Source organism: Tardiphaga alba (assembly GCF_018279705.1).
Classification (GTDB): domain Bacteria; phylum Pseudomonadota; class Alphaproteobacteria; order Rhizobiales; family Xanthobacteraceae; genus Tardiphaga; species Tardiphaga alba.
Window position 1 is genome coordinate 3,525,364 of sequence record NZ_CP036498.1, and the last position, 24,156, is coordinate 3,549,519.

Sequence of the window (24,156 nt, forward strand, 5' to 3'; positions counted from 1 at the left end):
AAAGGTAGGGAAACCCATGACGACCGCCAAAGAAGTCCTGCAGTCCATCAAGGACAACGACGTCAAATACGTCGACCTGCGTTTCACCGATCCGCGCGGCAAGTGGCAGCACGTGACGTTCGACGTCTCGATGATCGACGAAGAGATTTTCGCCGAAGGCACCATGTTCGACGGTTCGTCCATCGCCGGCTGGAAGGCGATCAATGAATCCGACATGACCCTGATGCTCGATCCCGCCACCGCGGTGATCGATCCGTTCTTCGCCGAGACCACCATGGTCATCACCTGCGACGTGCTCGATCCCGGCACCGGCGAGCCGTACAACCGCGACCCGCGCGGCATCGCCAAGAAGGCGGAAGCCATGGTCAAGTCCATGGGCGTTGGCGACACCGTCTATGTCGGCCCGGAAGCCGAATTCTTCGTGTTCGACGACGTGCGCTTCTCGGCGCAGCCCTACAACACCGGCTTCAAGCTCGACTCGTCGGAACTGCCGACGAACTCGGACACCGAATATGAGAGCGGCAATCTCGGCCACCGCGTCCGCAACAAGGGCGGCTATTTCCCCGTCCCGCCGCAGGACTCGCTGCAGGACATGCGCTCGGAAATGCTCGGCGCCATGGCCCGCATGGGCGTCAAGGTCGAAAAACATCACCACGAAGTGGCGTCGGCTCAGCACGAACTCGGTATGAAGTTCGATACGCTGACCTATATGGCCGACCAGATGCAGGTCTATAAGTACTGCATCCATCAGGTCGCCCACATCTACGGCAAGACCGCCACCTTCATGCCGAAGCCGATCTTCGGCGACAACGGCTCGGGCATGCATGTGCACCAGTCCATCTGGAAGGACGGCAAGCCGACCTTCGCCGGCAACAAATATGCCGACCTGTCGGAAAACTGCCTGTTCTACATCGGCGGCATCATCAAGCACGCCAAGGCCATCAACGCCTTCACCAACCCGTCGACCAACTCCTACAAGCGTCTGGTCCCGGGTTATGAAGCCCCGGTGCTGCTGGCCTACTCGGCCCGCAACCGCTCGGCCTCCTGCCGCATCCCCTTCACGACCTCGCCGAAGGCAAAGCGCGTGGAGGTCCGTTTCCCGGATCCGATGGCGAACCCCTATCTCGCTTTCGCATCGATGTTGATGGCCGGCCTCGACGGCATCAAGAACAAGATCGATCCGGGCCCGGCGATGGACAAGGATCTCTACGACCTGCCGAAGGAAGAACTGAAGCAGATCCCGACCGTGTGCGGCTCGCTGCGCGAAGCTCTCGAAAACCTCGACAAGGACCGTGCATTCCTGAAAGCCGGCGGCGTGTTCGATGACGACTTCATCGACGCTTACATCGAACTGAAGATGCAGGACGTCGAGCGCTTCGAAATGACCCCGCATCCGGTCGAATTCGAAATGTACTATTCGTACTGATCCCTGGAGATCAGCGACAAGATCAAGGCGCTCCGGAAACGGGGCGCCTTTTTCTGTTTCTTACTTCCGCGTGAACGCCCGCGCCGGCTCGACGGCCTCCGAAAAGCCGACTGCCATCAGCGCGCGGCCGGCGTCGGCATCGCTATGGGACCACGGGATTTTGGCGGCTATCGTGCGTGTCACGGGCTGGCCCAGAGATCCGCCAAAGTCGATCGGCCACAGTCCGTTCGGCACGGCCTCCACGGTCACGCTGCGCAGCTTCGTTCCCTGCCCGAGCGACGACAGATCATCGGGCTTCAATCGACGAACGGCCGAAGCATCGCGCGTATCGGTGAAGCTCGCCAAAATCGGCATCAGCTCGCCTGTGACGGGAACAGCGCCGGTCTGGTTGCCGACGTCGCGAAACGCGATCTTGCGCCCGGCGGCCTGATAGGCCCGCATCGCCACGAAATTGGCACCGTCGAAATCGGCATAGCCCTTGTCGTCATGCAGCATCAGGGCCGCGAGGTTCTTGCCACCACCGAGATCGACGATGACTGCATCGCCGCGCGAGGTCGTTTTGCCGCCGGGTTGATAGCCGCGATACGGATGCACGGAGACCACGCCTGAGGCGTATTTGACGCCCTCGGGCGTATCGACCTCAACGGCCAACCGATACTTATGGGCCGGGCGATTGATGCGGATCTGGTCGCCGATCACGATCGCAGCCAGCAGCACGACTGGGCCGGCCCATTTGAGAATTTTCATCAGCGTTTTCTCCCGCAACGGCAATGCACCATGGCAACGCCTCCGTCAAAGCGGCGATATGCCATGGCCCGTCGCACGCGGCTGCGAAGTGGCACTTAGTTTACCGATCCGTCGATCATGACCTCGATGAGATGGGTGCCGCCATCGGCGAAGGCTGCATCAAGCACGGATCGCAACATTGCCGGATCCGTGACGGTCGCCGCCTTCAGGCCGAGCGACTTCGCGAGCGCTGCAAAATCGACGGCAGGATCGGCGAAATCCATACCGACGAAATGATCGTCCTGATGGAACGACAGCAGGCGCTGCTTGATGATGCGGTAACCGCCATTATTGGCGATGACCACGACCAAAGGCAGCTTGTGACGGGCCGCGGTCCAGAGCGACTGGATCGAATACATCGCGCTGCCGTCGCCTGAGAAGCAAACGACGGGACGATCGGGATTGGCGAGGCTGACGCCGACCGAAGCCGGGACACCCCAGCCGATCCCGCCGGACGCCAGTGCGTGATAGTCAAATCGATCGCGATATGGCTTCAATGCGGTCATGTAGCGCGACGAAGTCAACGCCTCATCGACCATGATGGCATTGGCCGGCATCGCCTCGACCACCTGCAACGCCAGCCAATCCGGATCGATCGGGGCGCGAGACGACGACTTGCTGATCTGATCGACGAGCTGTGCTCTTCGCGCAGTCCAGTTGCGGGATGCCAGCGCGGCCTTCCCTTTATTGGCGCGGCTTTCAAGATCGACGCCGCCTGCAGCCTTCAACGCCGGCGTCAGCACGCGCAGCGTTTCCTTTACATCCGCTTTCAGTGCGATCTCTGCGCCAAAGTTCTTGGCGAGGTCCCATTCGACAAGGCCGACCTGCACGATGGGCAGGCCATCTGGCAGCGGCAATGTCTCGCTGTGCACCGACATCCGCAAAGGGTCGGCGCCGAGCACGATCAGGAGATCATAGGGCGCGAGCAGATCGCGGACCTGCGTCTGCGTGCGCGACAGCGAACCCATGTAGCAGGGATGTTCCGACAGGAAGTGCGAGCCATAAGGCCCGGATTGCTGATAAACGGGCGCGCCAAGCGCTGCTGCGAAATCCGCCGCCTCCTGCAGCGCATCGCTCTTCACGATTTCGTCGCCGACAATGATGACCGGGCGCTCGGCCCTCGATATCCGTTGCACGATCGCGGCAAGCGCCTCGTCCGACGGGCGGATGCGCGTATCCACCCGCGTCGAACGCCCAAGTTCGAGGCCGATCTCCGCATTGAGAATGTCGCCCGGCAACGAGATGAACACCGGGCCGGTCGGCGGCGTGGTCGCGATCTTGGCGGCGCGGCGCACGATGCGCGGCAGGTCTTCGAGGCGCGTGACCTCCACCGCCCATTTGACCAGCGGCTCGGCCATGCGCACCAACGGACCATAGAGCAGCGGCTCCATCAGGCCATGGCCCTGCTCCTGCTGGCCGGCCGTGAGGATCATCGGCGTGCCCGTGAATTGCGCGTTGTAGAGCGAGCCCATGGCATTGCCGAGGCCGGGCGCCACATGGACATTGCAGGCAACAAGGCGGCCGGAAGCACGGCTGTAGCCATCGGCGATGGCGACGACGAGGCTTTCCTGCATCGCCATCACATAGGTCAGATCCGGATGATCCTTGAGCGCATGCATGATCGGCAGTTCGGTGGTGCCGGGGTTGCCGAACAGATGCGTGACGCCTTCGTCCTTGAGCAGCGCGAGAAAGGCCGAACGGCCGGTAATGCGATTCACGGATGTCCTCCCATTTCCCGCGATCTTCGTCAGCGGGTTTGGCGCATCTTGGCGTGATTTGTCGTCCGGTGGCAGCCAAAGTGCAGTCATGGCTGCGTTGCAGGCGGCAGTGCGATGTCTCGTCGCAACGGCTTCTGTACTTGACCCCCACCATCAATTCGCGAAACAGTGATTTTCCACGAGGTGAATTTCAGATGCCCCTGCCCGCAGATACGAATGTCCCATCGCGCAGCGACCTCGCCTGGGCGGTCTCTGTCGGCGGCGTCACCACGGTGGCATTCACGATCCTCGTCGTGTTCGCCTGGTACTTTTCCGCGACGCTGTTCCTGATCTTCGCCGGAATCCTGCTAGGCGTTGCGCTCAATGCGCTGACACAGCTGCTGGGCCGTGTCATGGGCGGCCCCCAGCCGCTTCGACTCGTGCTCGTATGCTTGCTACTGGCAAGCATGCTCGGCGGCCTGCTCTATCTCGGCGGCGCCACCATCGCCAGCCAGGCCAAGACCCTGTCCGGCACGCTGAAGTCCCAAGTTGTCAATGTGAAGACCTATCTGGAACAGCATGGCGTCGATACCAGCTATTTCGATTTCAATGCGATCCTGTCCGACCTGCCCAAAGACGAGACCAAGGACACGACGGCGACCGAGATCCCCGGGAATATCGCGCCGACGACTGCGCCGATCCCGCGCACCAGCAACCTGCCGAGTGCTGGCACCATCGCATCGAGCGGCGGCGCCATCGTGACACAGACGCTGAAGATCCTGCTCGGCACTGTCGGCGCCGTCGGCAACTTCTTCATCGTGCTGTTTCTCGGCCTCGCCTTTGCGGCGCAGCCCAGCGTCTATCGGAAGGGGCTCCTGCATCTCACGCCACGCAAACATCGCGAACAGGCGACGATCATTGTCGATCGCATCAGCGACACGCTGCAGCGCTGGCTGATCGCACAGATGATCACCATGGTGGCAGTCGGTTCCGTCACCTGGCTCGGCCTGAAGCTGATCGGGATTCCGAGCTCGTTCATTCTCGGCGTTCAGGCCGGACTGCTGGCCTTCATCCCGACGGTCGGCGCCATTCTCGGCGGCCTCATCGTGGTGCTGGCCAGCCTTGCTTCGGGGTGGGTCGCCGGTGCATCGGCCTTTGTGCTGTTCATGGCCGTGCACGCGCTGGAGAGCTATATCCTGACGCCGATCCTGCAGCGGCAGGCGCTGGATATTCCGCCGGCAACGCTGTTCGCGTTCCAGATCACGCTCGGGGTGGTGTTTGGTGTCTGGGGGCTGGCACTGGCTTTGCCGGTGATGGCCATCGGCAAGGTGGTGATCGACTATCTGCGCGAGGACGATGACGTCCCCGCGCAAGAGGCGAAGGCCTGATTTAGGTCGTGAGCACCGTTTCGGTGTGCTCGACGTAAGGCGGCGTCTCGAAATACGGCCCGACCAATGCGCGCCATTCAGCGAAATCCGGCGAGCCGCGGAAATCGACCGTGTGATTTTCGAGCGTCTCCCACTTCGCCACCAGACGGTAGCGTGACGGCATTTCGACGGACTTGTGGAGTTCGAAGCCCTTGCCGCCCTTGGCGCGCAGGAATAGCGGCTTGGCCTTGGCGACCGCGGCTTCGAAATCCTTTTCGGTGCCCGGCTTGACGTCGATTTGTGCGATTTCCGTGATCATCGTTTCCCGACCCTTGTTTTGCGGTGAAGGTGTTTACCGCAAACCGAAACCCGGGAGAAGGCAAGCCGCAATCAGGACCTGACGAAATAGACCATCACGGCGGCCACCATTGCGGAGCAGGTGCCGATAAAGGCCATCAATGGCCAGCGCGCCCGTTGTACGCCATAGCGGCCCTGGGCACGACGCTGGGTGATCAGCGCGTTCTCGTATTCGTCCGAGCTTGAAAACATACAGGCAAAGCCCCCGCGCGCCGAACTGGCGGCAGCTTCGAGGGACATCAAGGCCGAATGCGAGGTCGATTCACGCGTCATCATGCGATGAGCTTAAGAACGGTTGGTAAACCGAATCTTACTGTGCGCTCTGCATGTTCATGGTGACGCCGCTGCGCACGACGTTGCGGACGCGGGATGGCGATGCCTGCCCGGATATAGCCGCTTTCCGCCCCTGCTCCAGTGACAGTGGCTCCTCCTCGGCTGCCTGCACCCGGTTACGCCCACCGCGTTTGGCTTGGTAAAGTGCCGTGTCTGCTGCCGCGAGCAACACGTCGAACTCGGTGCCGGCGGGTCCACCGGCCACACCGATGCTGACCGTCGTCACGACCGGCGTTTCATCGACCTCGACGCCGCAATTGGCAAATGCCTCGCGCACGCGCTCCGCTGCCTGCATAGCCTCCTCGAGCGTACATGGCAGCATCGAGGCAAATTCCTCGCCACCGATACGGCCCGTGAGATCGGTGATCCGCAACGTATTCGTGATCACCGTTGCGAACAGTTTGAGGACCTCGTCGCCAGCGGGATGACCGAAGCGATCATTGATGGACTTGAAGTGGTCGATGTCAAAGATCAGCACCGTGACCGGACGCCCCGCCTTGGCCTCACGCTCGATCATCCGCGCCGTGACTTCAGAGAATCCCCGACGATTGAAGAGACCTGTGAGCGGATCGCAGGACGCAGCCACCTTGTGGGCGGCGACAGTGCGCTCGGACACCAGCATGAAGATCAGGAAAACCGTGCCGACAGCGTAAAGCACCAGTTCGACGGCGAACGCCGTCACCCAGATGCTGGCGCCGAACGTCTTGTCATCGGCATGCAGTAGATCGCCAAGCACGATCGGAAGCATCAGGACGAAGCCGTGCAGCAGCGGAATCAACACTGTCGGCCAACGCCGTTGCACCGATTTGCGGCGCTCGGTTCCAAGCTCGTAAGCCGTCAGCATCGCGTAAAGCGCGACGATCCCGGCGCCGATGGTCGCGCGCAGTGGCGTCATCTCCGCCGGAAGCAGCATGATCGCTGCAATCCAGGCGATAGCGCCCAGGAAAAGACCGGCCCAGTTTGGACGACGACCGTGGAAAACCCGTGCCGCGGTCCAGACCATGCCACAGGCGACGAATCCCACTGCGTTGAAAAGCAGCGAGAGCATCTCGCCCAATAGCGGCCCGGCAAGCGTCCACAATCCCACCGCAACCGAACCGAGCAGATAAGCACATCCCCACCAGTTCAGGGCTGTGATCCGCTCCTGTCGTCCGAAGAACAGCAGCATCCCGCCCAGCATCGCGGCGACGAGCGTCGCAACCAGATACAGCGTGGAAGAATCGAGCGACATGTTCGAACACCGGCAATGGATTGCAGTATGACCGACTCACATCAGTCGGCTTTGGCTAATGCCATGGACGAACATACGAGTGTACCGATTGGAAATCCGTTTGCGCGCGTCGCAAAGTTTTCCTGAAAAACTGCATCAATCTGTCTGCATCCGAAACGCAGAAAGGGCGCCCGAGGGCGCCCTTTCCGAAAATTGCATCCACCGCATTTGCGGCGAATTTGACGAAAGCGATTAGCGCTTCGAGAACTGGAACGAACGACGGGCCTTCGCCTTGCCGTACTTCTTACGTTCAACGACACGCGCGTCGCGGGTCAGGAAGCCGCCCTTCTTCAGAACCGAGCGAAGCTCCGGCTCGAAGTTGGTCAGAGCCTTGGACAGGCCGTGGCGCACAGCACCTGCCTGGCCCGACAGACCACCACCGGCGACGGTGCAGATCACGTCATACTGACCAGCGCGGGCTGCGGCGACCAGCGGCTGCTGGATCAGCATGCGCAGCACCGGACGAGCGAAGTACACTTCGACGTCGCGGGTGTTGACGACAACCTTGCCGGAACCCGGCTTGACCCAAACGCGGGCAACCGCGTCCTTACGCTTGCCAGTGGCATAAGCGCGGCCCTGCTTGTCGATCTTCTTTTCGTAACGCGGCGCGTCCGGTGCGGAGACCTTCAGCGAGCCGAGCTGTTCGAGAGACTGCATGGTATCGGACATGATTATGCGGCCCTCTTGTTCTTGCGGTTCAGCGCGCCGACATCGAGTGCCTCGGGCTGCTGTGCTTCATGCGGGTGCTCGGCGCCTGCGTAGACACGCAGGTTGCCCATCTGGACGCGACCGAGCGGACCACGGGGGATCATGCGCTCAACGGCCTTCTCGACCACGCGCTCCGGGAAGCGACCTTCGAGGATCGACTTGGCCGAACGCTCTTTGATGCCGCCGATGAAACCGGTGTGGTTGTAGTACATCTTGTCGTCGCGCTTGCGACCGGTGAACACCACCTTCTCCGCGTTGATGATGATGACATTGTCACCGCAATCGACGTGGGGGGTGTAGATCGGGAGATGCTTGCCGCGCAGGCGCATGGCGACCAGCGTGGCGAGGCGGCCGACCACGAGACCGGTGGCGTCGATGACGATCCACTTCTTCGTGACCTCAGCCGGCTTTGCCGAAAAGGTTTTCATTTTGAGATCCGTATAGTGAGACGGGGTGAAACAGAGATCGGCGCCCAAGAGGGGCGCCGAATTGAAGGTGGTTCTAGAGAACCGCCCGGATTCCGTCAATGGCTGTCAACGCAAAAATCTGAAGTGAAATCAGCATCTTATAATTAAGGTGCAATATTACCTAAGAAATCACGCTTTATTCGGAATGGAATAGGTCGATGTCACATGAGCGATCGGGTCGGCCGAGGTGCCCGACAGCAGGTTCACCTCCCCCACTGCAAGGCGCTTGCCGAGCTTGAGCAGCTTGGCGGCCGCAAGCACGTCCTGGCCCGGCTGGCCCTTCCGCAGGAAATTGATGTTCAGGCTGGTGGTGACCGCGAGGCCTACGGGGCCGATGGCGGACAGCAGCACGACATACATGGCGAAATCGGCCAGAGCCATCAGGGTCGGTCCCGATACCGTGCCGCCCGGCCGCAGCATGCGCTCGCCATAGGTCTGCCGCAGCAGGCAGGTGGTGCCGTCGGCATGCTCGATGGCGATGTCGCCGGCACCAAAGGCCTGCGGAAACTCGCGCTTCAGGAACTCTTCGAGCTCCGGCACCGTCATTTTCGCGTCAGTCATGTCCCCGTCCCGTCGCTTCGTCTTTTCGCCGACACCGTCCTGTTACATTATGGTGACGAAGAAGCCCAGCCGATGGAAGACAAGACATGGCTCAACCTGCCCGCGCGGAAAACGCGCACCCATCCATTCTCTTGCGCGAGCAGGTCGGCGATGTCGCCGTGCTCACGCTCAACCGTTCGGCCGCGCGCAACAGCCTGTCGGATGGGCTGATCGCCGAGCTGCATGCGGCGCTGAACGACATCGCCAACGACAAAGACGTCCGCGCGGTGGTGATCGCTGCGAACGGACCCGCCTTCTCAGCCGGCCATGACCTGAAGGAATTGACGGCCCGCCGCACGGATGCCGATCGCGGCCGCGCCTATTTCGGCGAGCTGATGAATGCCTGCAGCGCCATGATGCAAGCCGTCGTGCGCTTGCCGAAACCGGTGGTTGCCGCTGTCCAAGGCATTGCGACTGCGGCCGGCTGCCAGCTCGTGGCAAGTTGCGATCTCGCCGTTGCCTCCGAGCACGCCCGCTTCGCCACGCCCGGGGTCGATATCGGACTGTTCTGCTCGACGCCCATGGTCGCACTGTCGCGCAACGTCCCGCGCAAACAGGCGATGGAAATGCTGCTCACGGGCGAGCCGATCTCGGCGGAACGCGCACGGGAGATCGGCCTCGTCAACCGCGTGGTGCCAGCCGGCACCGAGCGCGATGCTGCGATCGCCCTCGCCCAGCAAGTCGCTCGCAAATCGGCGCATACGATCAAGATCGGCAAGGAAGCGTTCTATCGTCAGGCAGAGATGGATCTGGCCGACGCCTATCGCTTTGCCGCCGAGGTGATGACCGAGAACATGATGGCGCGCGATGCCGAAGAAGGCATCGGAGCATTCATCGAGAAGCGCGTGCCAGTGTGGGAAGATCGGTGAATGTGGCCGCAGCCGTCATTGCGAGGTCAGGGAAAGCCTCTGGCTTTCCCCTTAGCGCAGCGACGAAGCAATCCAGGAGCCACGAGCGAAGAGCTGGATTGCTTCGCTTCGCTCGCAATGACGACTGAAAGTTCGAGAATATAATGAACCACGACAGCTATAGCGACGATTACATCCGCGAAATCCTCAATACGGTGAAGACAGTCGCGATGATCGGCGCATCGCCGCAAAATGTGCGGCCGAGCTACTTCGTTTTCAAATATCTCGCCGAGCGCGGCTACGACATGATCCCGATCAATCCGGGCCAGGTCGGCAAGAGCCTGCTCGGCAAGCCCTTCGTCAAATCGCTGGAGGATATCGACCGCCCCATCGACATGATCGACATGTTTCGCAATGCCGAGCATGCGATGCCCATCGTCGATGCCGCGCTTGCGCTCAAAACGCAGCCCAAGGTGATCTGGATGCAGCTTGGCGTTCGCAATGACGAAGCCGCGGCCAAGGCCGAAGCGGCCGGCATCAAGGTCGTCATGAACCGCTGCCCGAAGATCGAATACGGCCGGCTGTCGTCGGAAATCCAGTGGATGGGCGTCAATTCCCGCACCATCAGCGCCAAACGCGCACCTGTGCCGGTGCAAGGCATGCGGCTGTCCCTGAATCGCCAAAGCCTGGGTGGCGGCAGCACGACGGCGGCAGATCGCATCGCCCAGATCGGCAACAAGGACAAGAACGACATCGTCTGATCGCAGGATGCAGCAGTTTCCTTTTGTTGCAATGACCTGCTGCAGTGCGGCTATTACGAAGTCCGGGCACGATGTCGCCCTGCCTTGACGCCGCCGCCCTGCCCGATCAGTTTGGCGCCGACAAAATCGACCTTTGAGGGGGAGAGAAGATGAACGACCGTATTCCAGGTTTCGGCACCCTTGCCGTCCATGCCGGCGCGCAGCCCGATCCGACCACCGGCGCTCGCGCGACGCCGATCTACCAGACGACGTCTTTCGTCTTCAACGACGCCGATCATGCGGCCTCGCTGTTCGGCCTGCAGGCTTTCGGCAATATCTATACGCGCATCACCAATCCGACGACCGCCGTGCTCGAAGAGCGCGTTGCTGCGCTTGAAGGCGGCACCGCTGCCCTCGCCGTGGCATCCGGCCATGCCGCGCAGCTCGTGGTGTTCCAGCAGCTGCTGCAGCCCGGCGACGAATTCATCGCATCGCGAAAACTCTATGGCGGCTCGATTAACCAGTTCAGCCATGCGTTCAAGAGCTTTGGCTGGAATGTGGTGTGGGCCGATCCCGATGACGTCGCCTCGTTCGAACGCGCGGTAACGCCGAAGACCAAGGCGATCTTCATCGAGTCGATCGCCAATCCTGCCGGCTCCATCACCGACATCGAAGGCGTCGCCGCCGTCGCCCGCAGGGCCGGCGTGCCGCTGATCGTCGATAACACGCTGGCCTCGCCCTATCTGATCCGCCCGATCGATCACGGCGCCGACATCGTCGTGCATTCGCTGACAAAGTTTCTCGGCGGCCACGGCAATTCGCTCGGCGGCATCATTGTCGATGCCGGCACGTTTGACTGGTCGAAGGACGGCAAATATCCGGTGCTGTCGGAGCCGCGCCCGGAATATCACGGCATCAAGCTGCAGGAGACGTTTGGCAACTTCTCGTTCGCCATCGCCTGCCGCGTGCTCGGCCTGCGCGATCTCGGCCCGGCGCTGTCGCCGTTCAACGCGTTCATGATCCAGACCGGCATCGAGACGCTGCCACTGCGCATGCAGAAGCACAGCGACAATGCCAAGGCGGTGGCCGAATGGTTGTCTGCACATCCGGCCGTGGCGGCGGTGAATTATGCGGGGCTGCCGAACGACAAGTATCACGCGCTTGCCCGCAAATACGCACCGAAGGGCGCCGGTGCGGTGTTCACCTTCAGCCTGAAGGGCGGCTATGACGCGGGCGTCAGCCTGGTGTCGAACCTGAAGCTGTTCTCGCATCTCGCCAATGTCGGCGACACCCGCTCGCTGGTGATCCATCCGGCGTCGACCACCCACAGCCAGCTCGACGACGACGCCAAGACGCGTTCGGGCGCCGGTCCGGACGTGGTGCGCCTGTCGATCGGCATCGAGGACAAGGAAGATCTGATCGCGGATCTCGAACAGGCGTTGAGCGCCTGATGTCGTTCTGCGTAGCTGCTTCGGCAGCTACGCAGCTCTACCTTCCGCGAGATCTAGCTGCCGAGACGCGAGCGGCACATCCCGCACCTTCATCCGCTCCACCTGCAGCAGCGCCAGGGTCAGCACGACGATCGCCACCGCCTGATGCGCCAGCGCGAGATCGATCGGCACTTGATGCAGCAGGGTGAGAATGCCGAGCATGGCCTGCACGGCAATGCTCGCCGCCAGCCACAACGCACCATTGACCACCGAACGATCGGCCTTGGCCAGGATCGCGTCCAAGGCGTGCCAGACCGCCAGCGCGAATAACAGATACGCGGTCATGCGGTGCTGGAACTGCACGGTCAGCGCATTGTCGAACATGTTGCGCCACCACGGATCCTCGAAAAACAGCCGTGACGCCGCGGGAATGAATGCGCCGTCGATATCCGGCCAGGTGTTGAAGACGCGGCCAGCCCGCAGACCTGCAACGAGCGCACCGAAATAGAGCTGCAGAAATGTCAGCCCGAGCAGAACCCAGCTCGTCACCCGCAACCGCCCTGTCGCCGCCGCCGTTGCGCCAGCTTTCATCCGCCTGAGCACCCAGACGATGGCGGCAAAAATGATCAGCGCCAGCATAAGATGCACCGCGAGGCGATATTGCGAGACTTCCACGCGATGCGTGAGGCCGGACGCGACCATCCACCAGCCGACAAAACCCTGCAGGCCGCCGAGACCGAAGATCACCCAGAGTCGCTTCTTCAGCTCCGACGTCAGCACACCGCGCCAAAGGAAAAACAGGAAAGGAAACAGGAACACCATGCCGATGGTGCGGCCGAGCAGACGATGGCTCCATTCCCACCAGAAGATGGTCTTGAATTCGTCGAGGCTCATCCCGCGATTCACCTCGCGATATTGCGGGATCTTCTTGTAGGCCTCGAAGGCATCGTGCCAGTGCGCATCAGTCAGCGGCGGTAGCGCACCGGTCACCGGCTTCCATTCGACGATCGACAGGCCGGATTCGGTCAGGCGAGTGGCCCCGCCAACCATCACCATGGCGACGATCATGGCCGCAACGACCATCAGCCAGACGCGCACCGGGCGCAATTCCTTGTCGCGGATTTGGGAAATGGCGGCCATTAAAATCAATCTCGCTACGTTCCGGCAGCGCTTTGCAAAAACAGCGCTTTGAACGGATTTTCGGGCCCCTTATAGTCCGCCCGTCCTGCCCTGCAAAGTTGGGCACTTTGCCCACCCAGCCTCATCTCATTCAGTTCCGGCTCTCCATGAAAATCCGCACGCGCAAATTCCTCGGAACCATCTTCCTGCTGATCCTGGTGGTGGTGTGGTCATTGCTCGGCATGGCGATGGCGCAAATACCGTGGCTCGCCGCGTCCGGATGGCGGCAGGCAATCTTCTATGTGGTCGCAGGTATTGGCTGGGTGCTGCCGGCCATGCCGATCGTCAGCTGGATGCAGAAGCCGGATAAGGACGAGGAAGCGTAAGCTCGTCCACAGTCCGCGGACAGGATTGCTCTGACAAGGCCGCGGCAGCTGCCATTGCGCGGAACCGACCTTCGCTAAGGCCAACCGCTCATCATCACGCGAAGCACGCGCAGCGACGTCCGCCGCCCGTCCCACGCGATCCGCGGCAATGCATGCAGGTCGCTTCCACCTTTCACGACCCCAGCCACCGATGTCACCGCACTGACGAAGCCCTGCTCCGCCGCCATCGTCACGTCGCGCGCGCCAAATGACCCGGCATAGCCGAACGGATAGGCGAAGTGCTGCGGCCGCTTCGGCAGCGCAGCCTCGGCCACCGCCTGTCCCAGCATCATGTCGCGCTGCGCCTCCGATGCGTCGAGATTTGCCAGGATCGGATAGTTCAAGGTGCTGGTGCCAATGGTAGCCAGCGGGTCACCGGCGAATGTCGCGACATCATCCCATGTCATGACGGCCGCGCGCGTCAAAGCTGCCATGTCGATGCCATAGCGCAAGCAGAGATCATCGACCGCATGCGCAAGCTGCAGCGGCGGCAGACTGCGCAGCCAGCCATCGAGATAGTGATGCGCATGATATTTGTCGGCGACGCTCACGGTCTCGAAATAACGCCTGACGTCATCGACGACCGTATTGACGCGATCTTGCGTGGCGATCACGGCGTCCAGCGCCAGCCACCACATCCGGCCGAGCCCGTCGGGAAATGCCGCCGGGAGATAGACGGCAAACGGCACCTGATGGCCGGACAACAGCGGATAGGCGTAGTCGACGAAATCACGTGTGCCGCCATCAAAGGTCAGCGCAACAAAACGGCGGCCGGCGCGTGGCGCAGTCACGCGGCGGCAGGCCTCGTCCATGGATACGATATCGACGGGCCACTTCTTCAGCCGGGTGATGAGCCGATGCAGGAATTGCGGCGTGATTTCGCGGGCGCGCAGCGGCTGGAACGCATCGTTCCGCCTGGGTCGCACGCGCTCGAATTTCAAGATGGTACCGACGCCGCCCCGCGAGGATTCCAGCAAACGCCAGAGACCACTGGCATAAGCCAGCTCCAGCATGAATGCCGATCCGTTCGTCGCTCCCTGCACCGCAATCCCCGCTGCGGCATCCAGTTCCGCGACACCATTGTCCTTACCGTTTGTTGAGATTTCTTTGCAAAGGTCGCCCCCAAACGGGAAAATTCCCGACAGGACATGGCAATGACAGTGGCTGCGGCAATGGACACACCAATCGCGGCTCTCCCGAGCGCGCACCGTATCGCGCGTGTCGATATCATCCAGGATGTCGCCGCTGCAGAACCGGTCTGGCGCCAGTTCGAGACATCTGCCCATCTCGCGACACCCTATCAGCGGTTCGATTTCCAGGCGGCCTGGCTGAAACATGTCGCCACCGCCGAGGGTGTTCAGCCGACTATCGTGATTGCCTATGACCCCGACCAGCAGCCACTGCTCTTGCTGCCGCTCGTGGTCGGTCGTGAGAATGGAATGCGCGTTGCCAGCTTTCCCGGCGGCAAACACGTCACATTCAATATGCCGCTATGGCGCCGTGATTTTGCCGACAGCGCGACCCGCAGCGAGATGGAGACCTTGCTGAAGGGCATCCATGCGCGTGCCGGGAACATCGATGTGCTGGCCCTGCTCCGCCAGCCGCAGACCTGGCGCGGCATCGCCAATCCGATGGCCTTGCTGGCGCATCAGCCTTCGACCAACGACTGCCCGGTGCTGATCATCACGCCTGACACGGGGCCGAACGATCGCGTCAGCAGTTCCATGCGCAAGCGCCTCAAGACGAAAGAAGCGAAATACAAGGGTCTTCCCGGCTATGGCTACATGCATGCGACAACACCGGCCGATGTGACGCGCGTGCTCGACATGTTTTTTGCCGTAAAACCGCTGCGCATGGCCGAACAGGGCCTGCCCGATGTTTTCGCCGAGCCTGGTGTCGAGGCGTTTCTGCGCGACGCCTGCGCCGCCCCGCGGTCAGGTGGCTATGCCATCGATATTCATGCGCTGGTCTGCGACGAGGAAGTCATCGCCATGTTTGCCGGCGTGGCGGACGAAGATCGCTTCTCGATGATGTTCAACACCTACACGATGTCGGCCAACGCCAAATACAGCCCCGGGCTTATCCTGATGCGCACCATCGTGGACTATTATGCCGAGCGCGGCATTCGTTCCCTCGATCTCGGTATCGGCGAAGGCGACTACAAGCGGATGTTCTGCAAGGATGACGAGGTCATCTTCGACAGCTACATCCCGCTGACCACCCGCGGCCGTCTCGGCGCGCTTGGTCTGTCATCGGTCGCGCATGCCAAGCGCATGGTCAAACAGTCGCCAGCTTTGCTGCAGATGGCTCAGAAGCTTCGCGGCGCATTTCAACGATCGTGATCTGCGCTGCGCACGAGCGCATCGGTAATTGAGATACTCAAAGCCTATTGAAGCGTCGGGTCCGGATACAAATACTCCTCCGGACCACACGATAACCGTGTCGCGTCACGCCGCAGCGACGCGGGGTCCGTGCCCATTGGGCTCATCGCCATTCGGTGCTTCAGCCACCGATCGTAACATGCGGACATCGCCGAAACCGACAGCCTTGAGCTCGTCGATCATGCGTGCGCGAGCCTCCGTGCCCATTCCGGCCTCGGGCACAACGATGGCACGCGCCTGCGCAGTGAGCATGCCCGCCGGAAGATCGGCTGCGGTGCCGGCATCAAGCAGCACGTGGTCATAGACCCGCAGCAGCGCATCCAGCGCCATGAGCAATCGCGGAGACTGCAGCAGCGAACGATCCGCTCCCGCTTTGCCGGCCATCACCATGTGCAGCGCCGACATGCGATCCTTGGTGATCACCTGGCCGAACGACGCTTCGCCCAGCATCAGATCGGCAAGCCCCGGGGCCGATGGATCATTCGAAACCGATCGCAATGTCGGCGACGAAGCCGACAGATCGACCAGCGCCACCTTTGCGTCCCGCGCCAGCATACGCGCGAGCGTCAAGGCCGTCAGCGATATGCTGTCGTCATGGCCGGTCCCGAGAATGGTGATCTTGCGGGCGGCAGGTCCAGCCGTCCGAATGTCACGCGCGAGCTGTTCGATTTCGCTGACACCGGCCACAAGCTCGGGATGCGTGTCGCGAACCGCTGGCCTGGACATTTCAAATGGAGGATCCGAAACCACGGGCGCTGAAACGGTCGGCTGCTCGGGCGCGATTGCAGGAGCGATGACGGCTTCCGTCTCGGGCGCAATCGTCGCAGTGGGCATCGACTGATACGACGTCGAGGGCACGGCTTCCGGCTGCACATCGGTCTCGATACGGCCGACGGTACGCGACACGCGCGTCGCGACGGGTGCCGGCCCCTGAGGTGCGGTCATGCGCAGCAATTCGCCGGTGACGATGCTACCTGCCGTGAGAAAAAGTGTCGCGAGCGTGGAGATCAGCACGATCGGCAGCTTCTTGGGATAGGCCGGCGTATTCGACACGATCGCGCGCGAGATGATGCGGCCATCGGTCGGCGCACCATCGATATTTTCACGTGTCGTCGCCTCGCGATATTTGGCGAGATAGGATTCGAGCAGGTCGCGCTGCGCCTTAGCTTCACGCTCCAGCGCACGCAGCTGAACATCCTGACCGTTGCTGCTGGACGCCTGGCGCTTCAGCTGTTCCAGGCTGTTGGTGAGACCATCGACACGTCCGGCCGCGACCCGCGCGTCATTCTCGAACGACCGAGACAGTTTGGCGGCCTCATCGCGAAGCTGCTTGTCGAGATCGCCAAGCTGGGCCCGCAGCTCCTTGATCCGCGGATGGGCATCGAGCAGCGTCGATGACTGTTCGGCGAGCTGCGCCCGCAACGTCACACGCTGCTCCGACAGGCGACGGATCAGATCGGAATTCAGCACCTCCGAGAACTCGATCGGCTTGCCGCCCTGAAGCATCTCCTTGATCAGCCGCGCCCTGGATTCGGCGTCTGACTTCAGCGCACGTGCATTGTTCAGCTGGCTGTTGATCTCGCCGAGCTGCTGGTTCGACAGGGACGTGTTGTTGGTTCCGATGAACAGGCTCGACTTCGACCGGAACTCCTCAGCACGCGTTTCCGCGTCATTGACCTTCTTGCGTAGATCATCGATTTCGCCGGACAGCCACTGGCCGGCAGCTTTCGCCTGCTGCTGCCGCGCGGCCTGCTGCATCACCAGATAGCCATCGGCGATCGAATTTGCGACGCGCGGTGCAAGCTCGGGATCGATCGACTGAAACTCGACGACGATGACGCGCGACTTATCGACCGCGAAGGCCGTCAGCCGCTCGTAATAGGCATCCAGAACGCGCTCTTCCGGGGTCATGGAGAACGGATCCCGCGCGGCGCCAATCAGGGCCAGCAGCGACTTCCATGGCTGCGCGCCACGCAGCACCGAATCGAATTCCGGGCGCTCGGCGAGCTTGTTTTCTTGATCACCTCGCGCGCGAGATCGCGCGACAAAACGAGCTGAACCTGACTGGCAACAGCCTCGGGATCCAGCGACATCCGCTCTTCGCTGCGCTCGCCGTTCGGCCGCAAGAAGATGTTCTCGCGGCCATCGATGAGGATACGGGACTCGGATTTGTAGCGAGGCGTAATGAGATTGACGAGAACGGCCGAGCCGATGGCAGCGATCAGGGTCGGAATGATGACCCACATCCGCTTGCGCAGCAACGCACGGCCAAGAGCACCAAGATCGAGGTCACCGATCTGCGGCGGCGCAGATACACGTTCCTCGACGACGGCCTCGCTCCGCCTGGCGCTGAACGCCGACGCCAGCGGCGAAACTGGTTTTTCTGCTGGGGGCGCCGCTATGGCCTGCGCGGCCGACTTGTCACCCTTACCTGCACGCCCGAACGGCCAACGCATCGCATACCCCTACAGAACGCCACAGCGCCTACGCAACGGAATCGATTAAATGCGATTAAGGTTGCCGGCCGGTTAATCGCGCAAGTTGACGATGCATCTTGCCCGCCATGCCCGGCACGGTCTCACGCTTTCTTAACGGCGATGTCGCTTATTGAGCTTAATTGCTTCAGGAATTCAGGGTCCAGGCGCCGGCCAGCGCCTCCCCTCGGCGAAAGCTGGTTCACTTCATGACTGCCACGGACAAACCGCTCCGCATCCTGCACGCCGTGCGCGCGCCCGTCGGTGGCATCATCCGTCACATCCTCGACGTCGCCAACGGTCAGGCCGATCGCGGCCATGAAGTCGGCATCCTCGCCGATAGCCTGACTGGCGGAGAACGCGCGGAGACGGCCTTTGCGGAAATCGCGCCACGCCTGAAGCTCGGCGTTCACCGGCTCCCGATCAAGCGCGAGCCCGATCCCACCGATCTCCTGATCTGGATGAAGTTCATGCGGCTCGCCACGCGCCTGAAGCCCGACGTCCTGCATGGACACGGCGCCAAGGCAGGCGCCTTTGTTCGGCTCCGCGGGCGATCGAAGGACATGATCCGGATCTACACGCCGCATGGCGGCTCGCTGCACTATCCGCAGAACACGCCCAAAGGCGCCTTCTACAGCCGCCTCGAGCGCGCATTGATGAACCGCACCGAGCTCTTCCTGTTCGAAAGCGCGTTCGCGCGCGACACGTATCAGCGCATGATCGGAACGCCCTCGGGGCTCGTCAAATGCGTCTTCAACGGGGTGACAGCCCGCGAATTCGATCCCGTCGAACAGGCGGAGGATGCAACGGACATCTGTTACGTCGGCGAGTTCCGCCGCATCAAGGGCGCCGACCTGCTGGTCGATGCAGTCGCCCTTCTACGTGCGGAGGGACATGCGGTGACCCTGACACTCGGCGGCGACGGCGAGGAAACGCAATCCTTGAAAGCGCAAATCCAGCGCCTTGGCCTCGGTGGCGCAGTTCGCTTCATCGGTCACGTTAAGCCGCGCTTCGGCTTTTCCAAGGGACGCCTACTGGTCGTCCCCTCTCGCGGCGATTCCATGCCCTATGTCGTCATCGAAGCCGGCGCCGCCGGTGTCCCAATGATCGCCGCCAATGTCGGCGGCATTCCTGAAATCTTCGGCGAGCACACCTCGGCGCTGTTCGCGTCGAACAATGTCAGCGCCATGGCCGAGGCGATCAAAACAGCACTCGGCGATCAATCCGGCACACAGCAGCGCGCTCAGGAACTGCGTCAACGCATCCATCAGCACTTCTCCCAGGATGCGATGGTGGAAGGCGTCATAGAAGGTTACCGCAGCGCGTTTGCAAATCATTAACTCTTCTTAACCTGTAACCAATTCTTCCGATTTGTCCGATAATTCTGCAGAAAAGCAGTAAGCTCGGCATGTGGTCACACGTGTCAGCGCAAGAACGGACATTTGAATTTTGGACCCGATCAACGCACGCTCAATGCTCGATGCTGCCGCGACGGACGCATCGCCTCCGCGTCAGTTCGAACGTCGTCGCCGCCTGACACCCCAAGCCCTCGCCGTCGTCGAACAGAAAGTCCGCACCGCCTATTCCTCGGTGGTCATCACCGGCGCCGTGCGCGCGATCGACTTCGTCATGCTCACCCTCGTCGGCACGGCCTTGTATGTCGCCTATGTCGCGCGGACCGACGGCTTCAAGTGGGAGTATATTTCCGCGATCGTCGCCATGTCGGCCGCCGCCGTGGTTTGCTTTCAGTCTGCCGATATCTATCAGCTGCAGATCTTCCGGGGTCACCTCAAGCAGCTTACGCGCATGGTTTCGGCCTGGGCCTTCGTTTTCCTGCTCTTCATCGGCGTCTCGTTTTTTGCCAAGCTCGGCGGCGCCGTGTCCCGCGTCTGGCTATCTTCCTTTTTTGTCATCGGCCTGATCGCCCTCATCGCGCAACGTGCGCTGCTCCGTGCCCTGATTAAGCGCTGGGCGCAGCAGGGACGCCTCGATCGCCGCACCATCATCGTCGGCGCCGACGTCAATGGCGAAAACCTCATTCGAGAACTGCAAGACCAGGAGGAGTCCGACCTCCAGATTCTCGGCGTGTTCGATGATCGCAACGATAAACGATCCATGGACACGATTGCCGGCGCCCCGAAACTTGGCAAAATCGATGACATCATCGAATTCGCGCGCCGCACCCGCGTCGATCTCGTGCTGTTTGCACTGCCGATCTCGGCCGAAACGCGCATCCTCGAAATGCTGAAGAAGCTATGGGTGCTGCCCGTGGATATCCGGCTCTCGGCCCATACCAACAAGCTGCGCTTTCGCCCACGCTCCTACTCCTATCTCGGCAAGGTGCCGACCCTCGATGTCTTCGAGGCACCGATCACCGACTGGGATCTGGTGATGAAATGGCTGTTCGATCACATCGTCGGCGGCATCATCCTGCTGTTCGCACTTCCCTTCATGGCCATCGTGGCGATCGCCATCAAGCTCGACAGCCCCGGCCCGGTCCTGTTCCGTCAAAAGCGCTTCGGTTTCAATAATGAACGCATCGACGTGTTCAAGTTCCGATCGCTCTATCACGATCAGGCCGACCCTTGGCCAAGACCGTGGTGACCAAGGGCGACAAGCGCGTGACCCGCGTCGGGCGCTTCATCCGCAAGTCCAGCATCGATGAGCTGCCCCAGCTGTTCAATGTCGTCTTCAAGAATAACCTGTCACTGGTCGGTCCGCGGCCGCATGCGGTGCAAGGCAAGCTGAAGAGCCAATTGTTCGATGAAGCCGTGGACGGCTATTTCGCTCGCCACCGCGTCAAGCCGGGTATCACCGGATGGGCGCAGGTCAATGGCTGGCGCGGCGAGATCGATAACGAAGAGAAGATCCAGAAGCGCGTCGAGTTCGACCTCTATTACATCGAGAACTGGTCGGTCCTGTTCGACACCTACATCCTGCTGAAGACACCGGTGTCACTCCTGACCAAGAACGAGAACGCTTACTGAGCGCAGGCTGGGCTCCCAAAATCACATGCTCGGCCGCGCGGGTTCCGAGCTGCGACACCAAAGCAGCTCCTTGTCCGGGACAAAGGGCTACCACCTACACCACTCATCAACCCCCGACCGGTAGTATCGCGTCCTGATGAGCATGCATGTGTCCAGCAATGACGCCTATGCCGCGCCGGTGACGCCGCCTGCCGTGCTCACGCTGCAGCACGGCCTTCTCTGGCTCATGGGCATGGGCGGCGCGATCGTATTCATCGAACCGAGCCCCTACGAGATTTTCACGCTCACGGCCGTGGTCGTGTTCGCCGCGTCCGGCCTGCGCATGCAGCTGTCTTTCATGCCGCTGGCGCTTTTGCTGTTCGCCATCAATCTCGGTTACAGCATCTGCGCGGCCTGGCTCCTTGATCAGAAACCGATCGTCTATTGGATCCTGACATCCTGGTACATGGCGATCACCGCCTTGTTCATCGCAATGGTGGTTTCCGAGGAAACCGAAACGCGGCTGCGCTATCTGCGCAGCGGCCTGATCGCCGGCGCCGTCATCGCATCGCTCGCTGGCATTGCCGGCTATCTGCGTCTGGCACCGGGCGAAATGTTCACGCTATATGGCCGCGCGGCCGGCACATTCAAGGATCCGAACGTGTTCGGCGCGTTCCTGGTGCTGCCGGCATTGTTCTGCCTGCAAAGCGTCGTCAGCGACGGCCTCGGCCGTACCCTGCGCAGCACCGTCCTGCTGGGCATCATCACCCTCGCCCTCCTGCTCGCATTCTCTCGCGCGGCATGGGGCCTCCTCGCGCTCACCTCCGCTTTCATGCTGCTGCTGATGGTGCTGACGAGCCAATCCTACCGGCAGCGATCACGCATCATCGTCATGGCCATCGCTGCGGTGATCGTCGTTGCCATGGTGCTTGTGATCCTGCTGCAGTTCGACTTCATCCGCGACATGTTCCAGCAGCGCGCAAGCTTCGATCAGCAATATGACGAAGGCCGGTTTGGCCGCTTCGGCCGCCACCTGCTCGGCGCGCAAATGGCGCTCGACCTGCCGCTCGGTATCGGTCCGCTGCAATTCAGCAAGTTCTTCCCGGAAGACACGCATAATTCCTATCTCAACGCGTTCATGTCCGGCGGCTGGATCGCGGGTGTGTGCTATCCGGCGCTGGTCTTCACCACCGCCTGGATCGGCTTTCGCTATATTTTCATTCGCACGCCATGGCAGCGTCCATATCTCGCGGTGTTCTCGGCCTATCTCGGCACGGTCGGTGAAGCCTTCATCATCGACACCGATCACTGGCGGCATTTCTGGCTGATGCTGGGCCTGGTGTGGGGCATGGTGGTCGCAACACAGCGTTACGTCGCGACGGCACAGCACCGCAGCGCTCTGCAAACCGAAAAAGACGCTTCAACGATGGGATGGCAGCCGCGATGACGGAATCCTCGATCCGCCTTGCAGTGCTGGTGCCATGCTTCAACGAGGCCGCAGCCATCGGCAAGGTCGTTGCGGATTTTTCCGCAGCGCTCCCGATGGCCGACATATTCGTCTACGACAACAACTCGTCCGACGACACGATTGCCATCGCGCGTGCTGCGGGCGCGCATGTGCGCAGCGAGCGACACCAGGGCAAGGGTCACGTGGTGCGTCGGATGTTTGCCGATGTCGATGCGGACATCTACATCCTCGTGGATGGTGATGCGACCTATGACGCTGCCAGCGCGCCAGCGATGATCGCAAAACTGATCGACGAGCGGCTCGATATGGTCGTCGCACACCGGATCGATCAGGACGAAAAGGCCTATCGCACCGGCCATCGCACCGGCAACTTCCTGCTGACCCGCTTCCTGGCCGACACGTTCGGTCGCGGTTTCGAAGATATCCTTTCGGGCTATCGCATCTTTTCGCGCCGCTTTGTCAAAACCTTTCCGGTCCTGTCCGACGGCTTCGAAATTGAGACCGAACTCAGCGTCCACGCGCTTGAACTATCGATGCCGGTGGCGGAGATGCAGACCCCCTATTTCGCGCGGCCCGCCGGATCGCACAGCAAGCTGAACACCTGGCGCGATGGTTTTCGCATTCTCGGCACCATTTTGAAGCTGTACCGGTCGGAGAAGCCCCTGCGCTTCTTCACCACCATTGCCATCACGCTTGCGTCGATGTCGGTGATCCTGTCGATCCCGCTTTTCCTCACTTATATGCAGGAAGGCTTGGTGCCGCGTTTCCCGACAGCGATCCTCTCGACCGGCATCATGCTGGTCGCCGTGATTGCGCTATTCGCCGGCCTCATCCTCGACACCGTTTCGCGCGGACGCCGCGAAGCGAAGTTGCTGCGATATCTCGCTGAGCCCTGGATCGGGCGCTGACCTTAACTCAATGTCCATCGCACAAACGAAAACAGCCCCGCTTGCACGAGGCTGTTGCCGATGAAACTCGTCCGCGTTAGCGGATGATGACGGTCTTGGTACGACCGCCATGGTAGCCGTGACGATGGCCATGACGCGGACCGTAATAAGCGCGGCTGTGACGATAGCCGGGACCGCGGTGATAACCGTGCGGGCGGTGATAACCGCGATGGCCATGGTGATAACCGCCGTTGCCGATCTGGACGCTAATGCCCTGGGCCGAAGCCGAGTTGGTCGGCACGGCAATATAGAGAAGGCCAGCAGCAGCCAGCAGAGCAAGTTTCTTGATCATGGTGTCCCTTCCTTTGAAATCTGGAATACCAAGTCCCTACCGCATCAAAGGTTCC

21 protein-coding genes and 2 pseudogenes are annotated in these 24,156 nt (G+C 61.5%); 11 read left to right on the forward strand and 12 right to left on the reverse strand.

The genetic code is table 11. The annotated features are described in order from the left end of the window. Window positions 1-16 precede the first annotated feature (16 nt). Window positions 17-1,426, forward strand: a complete 1,410-nt coding sequence (gene glnA, locus RPMA_RS16610) for a type I glutamate--ammonia ligase (RefSeq protein ID WP_211908824.1) — start codon at window positions 17-19, stop codon at window positions 1,424-1,426. Window positions 1,427-1,486: 60 nt separating this feature from the next. Here glnA and RPMA_RS16615 read toward each other — a convergent pair whose 3' ends face one another. Beyond that, window positions 1,487-2,173 (reverse strand): hypothetical protein, encoded by a 687-nt coding sequence (locus RPMA_RS16615; protein WP_211908825.1) that lies wholly within the window; start codon window positions 2,171-2,173, stop codon window positions 1,487-1,489. A gap of 95 nt (window positions 2,174-2,268) precedes the next feature. After that, on the reverse strand, window positions 2,269-3,930 hold the full coding sequence (locus RPMA_RS16620) for a thiamine pyrophosphate-binding protein (RefSeq protein WP_249225238.1): 1,662 nt from the start codon (window positions 3,928-3,930) through the stop codon (window positions 2,269-2,271). A gap of 194 nt (window positions 3,931-4,124) precedes the next feature. On the opposite strand from RPMA_RS16620, the gene RPMA_RS16625 reads away from it, so the two are divergent. After that, window positions 4,125-5,297, forward strand: coding sequence for an AI-2E family transporter (locus RPMA_RS16625; RefSeq protein WP_211908827.1), 1,173 nt, complete (start codon window positions 4,125-4,127; stop codon window positions 5,295-5,297). Window position 5,298: 1 nt separating this feature from the next. Here RPMA_RS16625 and RPMA_RS16630 read toward each other — a convergent pair whose 3' ends face one another. From RPMA_RS16630 to RPMA_RS16655, 6 genes are all read right to left on the reverse strand, one after another. Continuing rightward, the gene (locus RPMA_RS16630; RefSeq protein WP_092142187.1) at window positions 5,299-5,595 is read right to left on the reverse strand and encodes an antibiotic biosynthesis monooxygenase family protein; all 297 of its coding nucleotides are present in this window, start codon (window positions 5,593-5,595) and stop codon (window positions 5,299-5,301) included. 71 nt (window positions 5,596-5,666) lie between these two features. Further along, complete coding sequence (locus RPMA_RS16635) at window positions 5,667-5,909, reverse strand: hypothetical protein (protein ID WP_211908828.1); 243 nt, start codon at window positions 5,907-5,909, stop codon at window positions 5,667-5,669. Between the two features lie 34 nt (window positions 5,910-5,943). Then, window positions 5,944-7,197, reverse strand: a complete 1,254-nt coding sequence (locus RPMA_RS16640) for a GGDEF domain-containing protein (protein ID WP_211908829.1) — start codon at window positions 7,195-7,197, stop codon at window positions 5,944-5,946. A gap of 231 nt (window positions 7,198-7,428) precedes the next feature. Continuing rightward, window positions 7,429-7,905: a 30S ribosomal protein S9 gene (gene rpsI, locus RPMA_RS16645; protein WP_211908830.1), complete on the reverse strand. Its 477-nt coding sequence runs from the start codon at window positions 7,903-7,905 to the stop codon at window positions 7,429-7,431. Between the two features lie 2 nt (window positions 7,906-7,907). Next, window positions 7,908-8,372, reverse strand: a complete 465-nt coding sequence (rplM, locus tag RPMA_RS16650) for a 50S ribosomal protein L13 (protein WP_211908831.1) — start codon at window positions 8,370-8,372, stop codon at window positions 7,908-7,910. Window positions 8,373-8,540: 168 nt separating this feature from the next. Continuing rightward, on the reverse strand, window positions 8,541-8,972 hold the full coding sequence (locus tag RPMA_RS16655) for a PaaI family thioesterase (RefSeq protein WP_211908832.1): 432 nt from the start codon (window positions 8,970-8,972) through the stop codon (window positions 8,541-8,543). Between the two features lie 86 nt (window positions 8,973-9,058). On the opposite strand from RPMA_RS16655, the gene RPMA_RS16660 reads away from it, so the two are divergent. The 3 genes from RPMA_RS16660 to RPMA_RS16670 all read left to right on the forward strand — a co-directional run bounded on the left by RPMA_RS16660 (window position 9,059) and on the right by RPMA_RS16670 (window position 12,050). After that, complete coding sequence (locus tag RPMA_RS16660) at window positions 9,059-9,880, forward strand: enoyl-CoA hydratase (protein WP_211908833.1); 822 nt, start codon at window positions 9,059-9,061, stop codon at window positions 9,878-9,880. 143 nt (window positions 9,881-10,023) lie between these two features. After that, window positions 10,024-10,620 carry a CoA-binding protein gene (locus tag RPMA_RS16665; RefSeq protein WP_211908834.1) on the forward strand — a complete coding sequence of 199 codons (597 nt, stop codon included), beginning with the start codon at window positions 10,024-10,026 and terminating at the stop codon, window positions 10,618-10,620. Between the two features lie 149 nt (window positions 10,621-10,769). Further along, window positions 10,770-12,050: an O-acetylhomoserine aminocarboxypropyltransferase gene (locus RPMA_RS16670; RefSeq protein WP_211908835.1), complete on the forward strand. Its 1,281-nt coding sequence runs from the start codon at window positions 10,770-10,772 to the stop codon at window positions 12,048-12,050. A gap of 27 nt (window positions 12,051-12,077) precedes the next feature. Here the strand turns inward: RPMA_RS16670 and RPMA_RS16675 are convergent, their stop codons facing one another. Further along, window positions 12,078-13,169 carry a COX15/CtaA family protein gene (locus RPMA_RS16675; RefSeq protein WP_211908836.1) on the reverse strand — a complete coding sequence of 364 codons (1,092 nt, stop codon included), beginning with the start codon at window positions 13,167-13,169 and terminating at the stop codon, window positions 12,078-12,080. A gap of 146 nt (window positions 13,170-13,315) precedes the next feature. On the opposite strand from RPMA_RS16675, the gene RPMA_RS16680 reads away from it, so the two are divergent. Continuing rightward, on the forward strand, window positions 13,316-13,534 hold the full coding sequence (locus RPMA_RS16680; RefSeq protein ID WP_211908837.1) for a DUF2842 domain-containing protein: 219 nt from the start codon (window positions 13,316-13,318) through the stop codon (window positions 13,532-13,534). Between the two features lie 74 nt (window positions 13,535-13,608). Here the strand turns inward: RPMA_RS16680 and RPMA_RS16685 are convergent, their stop codons facing one another. Beyond that, on the reverse strand, window positions 13,609-14,586 hold the full coding sequence (locus RPMA_RS16685) for a polysaccharide deacetylase family protein (RefSeq protein ID WP_211908838.1): 978 nt from the start codon (window positions 14,584-14,586) through the stop codon (window positions 13,609-13,611). A 141-nt stretch (window positions 14,587-14,727) separates the two neighbouring features. Between RPMA_RS16685 and RPMA_RS16690 the strand changes: the two genes are divergently transcribed. Then, window positions 14,728-15,915, forward strand: a complete 1,188-nt coding sequence (locus tag RPMA_RS16690) for a GNAT family N-acetyltransferase (protein ID WP_211908839.1) — start codon at window positions 14,728-14,730, stop codon at window positions 15,913-15,915. 105 nt (window positions 15,916-16,020) lie between these two features. On the opposite strand, the pseudogene RPMA_RS16695 reads toward RPMA_RS16690, so the two are convergent. After that, window positions 16,021-18,410: pseudogene (locus tag RPMA_RS16695) on the reverse strand (GumC family protein). A gap of 227 nt (window positions 18,411-18,637) precedes the next feature. On the opposite strand from RPMA_RS16695, the gene RPMA_RS16700 reads away from it, so the two are divergent. The 4 genes and pseudogenes from RPMA_RS16700 (at window position 18,638) to RPMA_RS16715 (ending at window position 23,770) form a co-directional block, all read left to right on the forward strand. Continuing rightward, complete coding sequence (locus RPMA_RS16700) at window positions 18,638-19,768, forward strand: glycosyltransferase family 4 protein (protein ID WP_211908840.1); 1,131 nt, start codon at window positions 18,638-18,640, stop codon at window positions 19,766-19,768. A gap of 109 nt (window positions 19,769-19,877) precedes the next feature. Next, window positions 19,878-21,415: pseudogene (locus RPMA_RS16705) on the forward strand (undecaprenyl-phosphate glucose phosphotransferase). 142 nt (window positions 21,416-21,557) lie between these two features. Beyond that, window positions 21,558-22,841, forward strand: coding sequence for an O-antigen ligase family protein (locus RPMA_RS16710; protein WP_249225732.1), 1,284 nt, complete (start codon window positions 21,558-21,560; stop codon window positions 22,839-22,841). Further along, window positions 22,838-23,770: a glycosyltransferase family 2 protein gene (locus RPMA_RS16715; RefSeq protein WP_211908842.1), complete on the forward strand. Its 933-nt coding sequence runs from the start codon at window positions 22,838-22,840 to the stop codon at window positions 23,768-23,770. Before RPMA_RS16710 ends, RPMA_RS16715 begins: the two co-directional genes overlap by 4 nt. A gap of 76 nt (window positions 23,771-23,846) precedes the next feature. Here RPMA_RS16715 and RPMA_RS16720 read toward each other — a convergent pair whose 3' ends face one another. Then, window positions 23,847-24,101: a hypothetical protein gene (locus RPMA_RS16720; protein WP_211908843.1), complete on the reverse strand. Its 255-nt coding sequence runs from the start codon at window positions 24,099-24,101 to the stop codon at window positions 23,847-23,849. Window positions 24,102-24,156 lie beyond the last annotated feature (55 nt).

Excerpts from the sequence above, each read along its gene's own strand:
- RPMA_RS16690 (WP_211908839.1), top strand. The coding sequence starts at position 14,728 with ATGACAGTGGCTGCGGCAATGGACACACCAATCGCGGCTCTCCCGAGC.
- RPMA_RS16710 (WP_249225732.1), top strand. The coding sequence starts at position 21,558 with ATGCATGTGTCCAGCAATGACGCCTATGCCGCGCCGGTGACGCCGCCT.
- RPMA_RS16655 (WP_211908832.1), bottom strand. The coding sequence starts at position 8,972 with ATGACTGACGCGAAAATGACGGTGCCGGAGCTCGAAGAGTTCCTGAAG.
- RPMA_RS16625 (WP_211908827.1), top strand. The coding sequence starts at position 4,125 with ATGCCCCTGCCCGCAGATACGAATGTCCCATCGCGCAGCGACCTCGCC.
- RPMA_RS16640 (WP_211908829.1), bottom strand. The coding sequence starts at position 7,197 with ATGTCGCTCGATTCTTCCACGCTGTATCTGGTTGCGACGCTCGTCGCC.
- RPMA_RS16615 (WP_211908825.1), bottom strand. The coding sequence starts at position 2,173 with ATGAAAATTCTCAAATGGGCCGGCCCAGTCGTGCTGCTGGCTGCGATC.
- RPMA_RS16630 (WP_092142187.1), bottom strand. The coding sequence starts at position 5,595 with ATGATCACGGAAATCGCACAAATCGACGTCAAGCCGGGCACCGAAAAG.
- RPMA_RS16665 (WP_211908834.1), top strand. The coding sequence starts at position 10,024 with ATGAACCACGACAGCTATAGCGACGATTACATCCGCGAAATCCTCAAT.
- rplM (WP_211908831.1), bottom strand. The coding sequence starts at position 8,372 with ATGAAAACCTTTTCGGCAAAGCCGGCTGAGGTCACGAAGAAGTGGATC.
- glnA (WP_211908824.1), top strand. The coding sequence starts at position 17 with ATGACGACCGCCAAAGAAGTCCTGCAGTCCATCAAGGACAACGACGTC.
- RPMA_RS16660 (WP_211908833.1), top strand. The coding sequence starts at position 9,059 with ATGGCTCAACCTGCCCGCGCGGAAAACGCGCACCCATCCATTCTCTTG.
- RPMA_RS16670 (WP_211908835.1), top strand. The coding sequence starts at position 10,770 with ATGAACGACCGTATTCCAGGTTTCGGCACCCTTGCCGTCCATGCCGGC.
- rpsI (WP_211908830.1), bottom strand. The coding sequence starts at position 7,905 with ATGTCCGATACCATGCAGTCTCTCGAACAGCTCGGCTCGCTGAAGGTC.
- RPMA_RS16680 (WP_211908837.1), top strand. The coding sequence starts at position 13,316 with ATGAAAATCCGCACGCGCAAATTCCTCGGAACCATCTTCCTGCTGATC.
- RPMA_RS16635 (WP_211908828.1), bottom strand. The coding sequence starts at position 5,909 with ATGATGACGCGTGAATCGACCTCGCATTCGGCCTTGATGTCCCTCGAA.
- RPMA_RS16720 (WP_211908843.1), bottom strand. The coding sequence starts at position 24,101 with ATGATCAAGAAACTTGCTCTGCTGGCTGCTGCTGGCCTTCTCTATATT.
- RPMA_RS16685 (WP_211908838.1), bottom strand. The coding sequence starts at position 14,586 with ATGCTGGAGCTGGCTTATGCCAGTGGTCTCTGGCGTTTGCTGGAATCC.
- RPMA_RS16675 (WP_211908836.1), bottom strand. The coding sequence starts at position 13,169 with ATGGCCGCCATTTCCCAAATCCGCGACAAGGAATTGCGCCCGGTGCGC.
- RPMA_RS16715 (WP_211908842.1), top strand. The coding sequence starts at position 22,838 with ATGACGGAATCCTCGATCCGCCTTGCAGTGCTGGTGCCATGCTTCAAC.
- RPMA_RS16700 (WP_211908840.1), top strand. The coding sequence starts at position 18,638 with ATGACTGCCACGGACAAACCGCTCCGCATCCTGCACGCCGTGCGCGCG.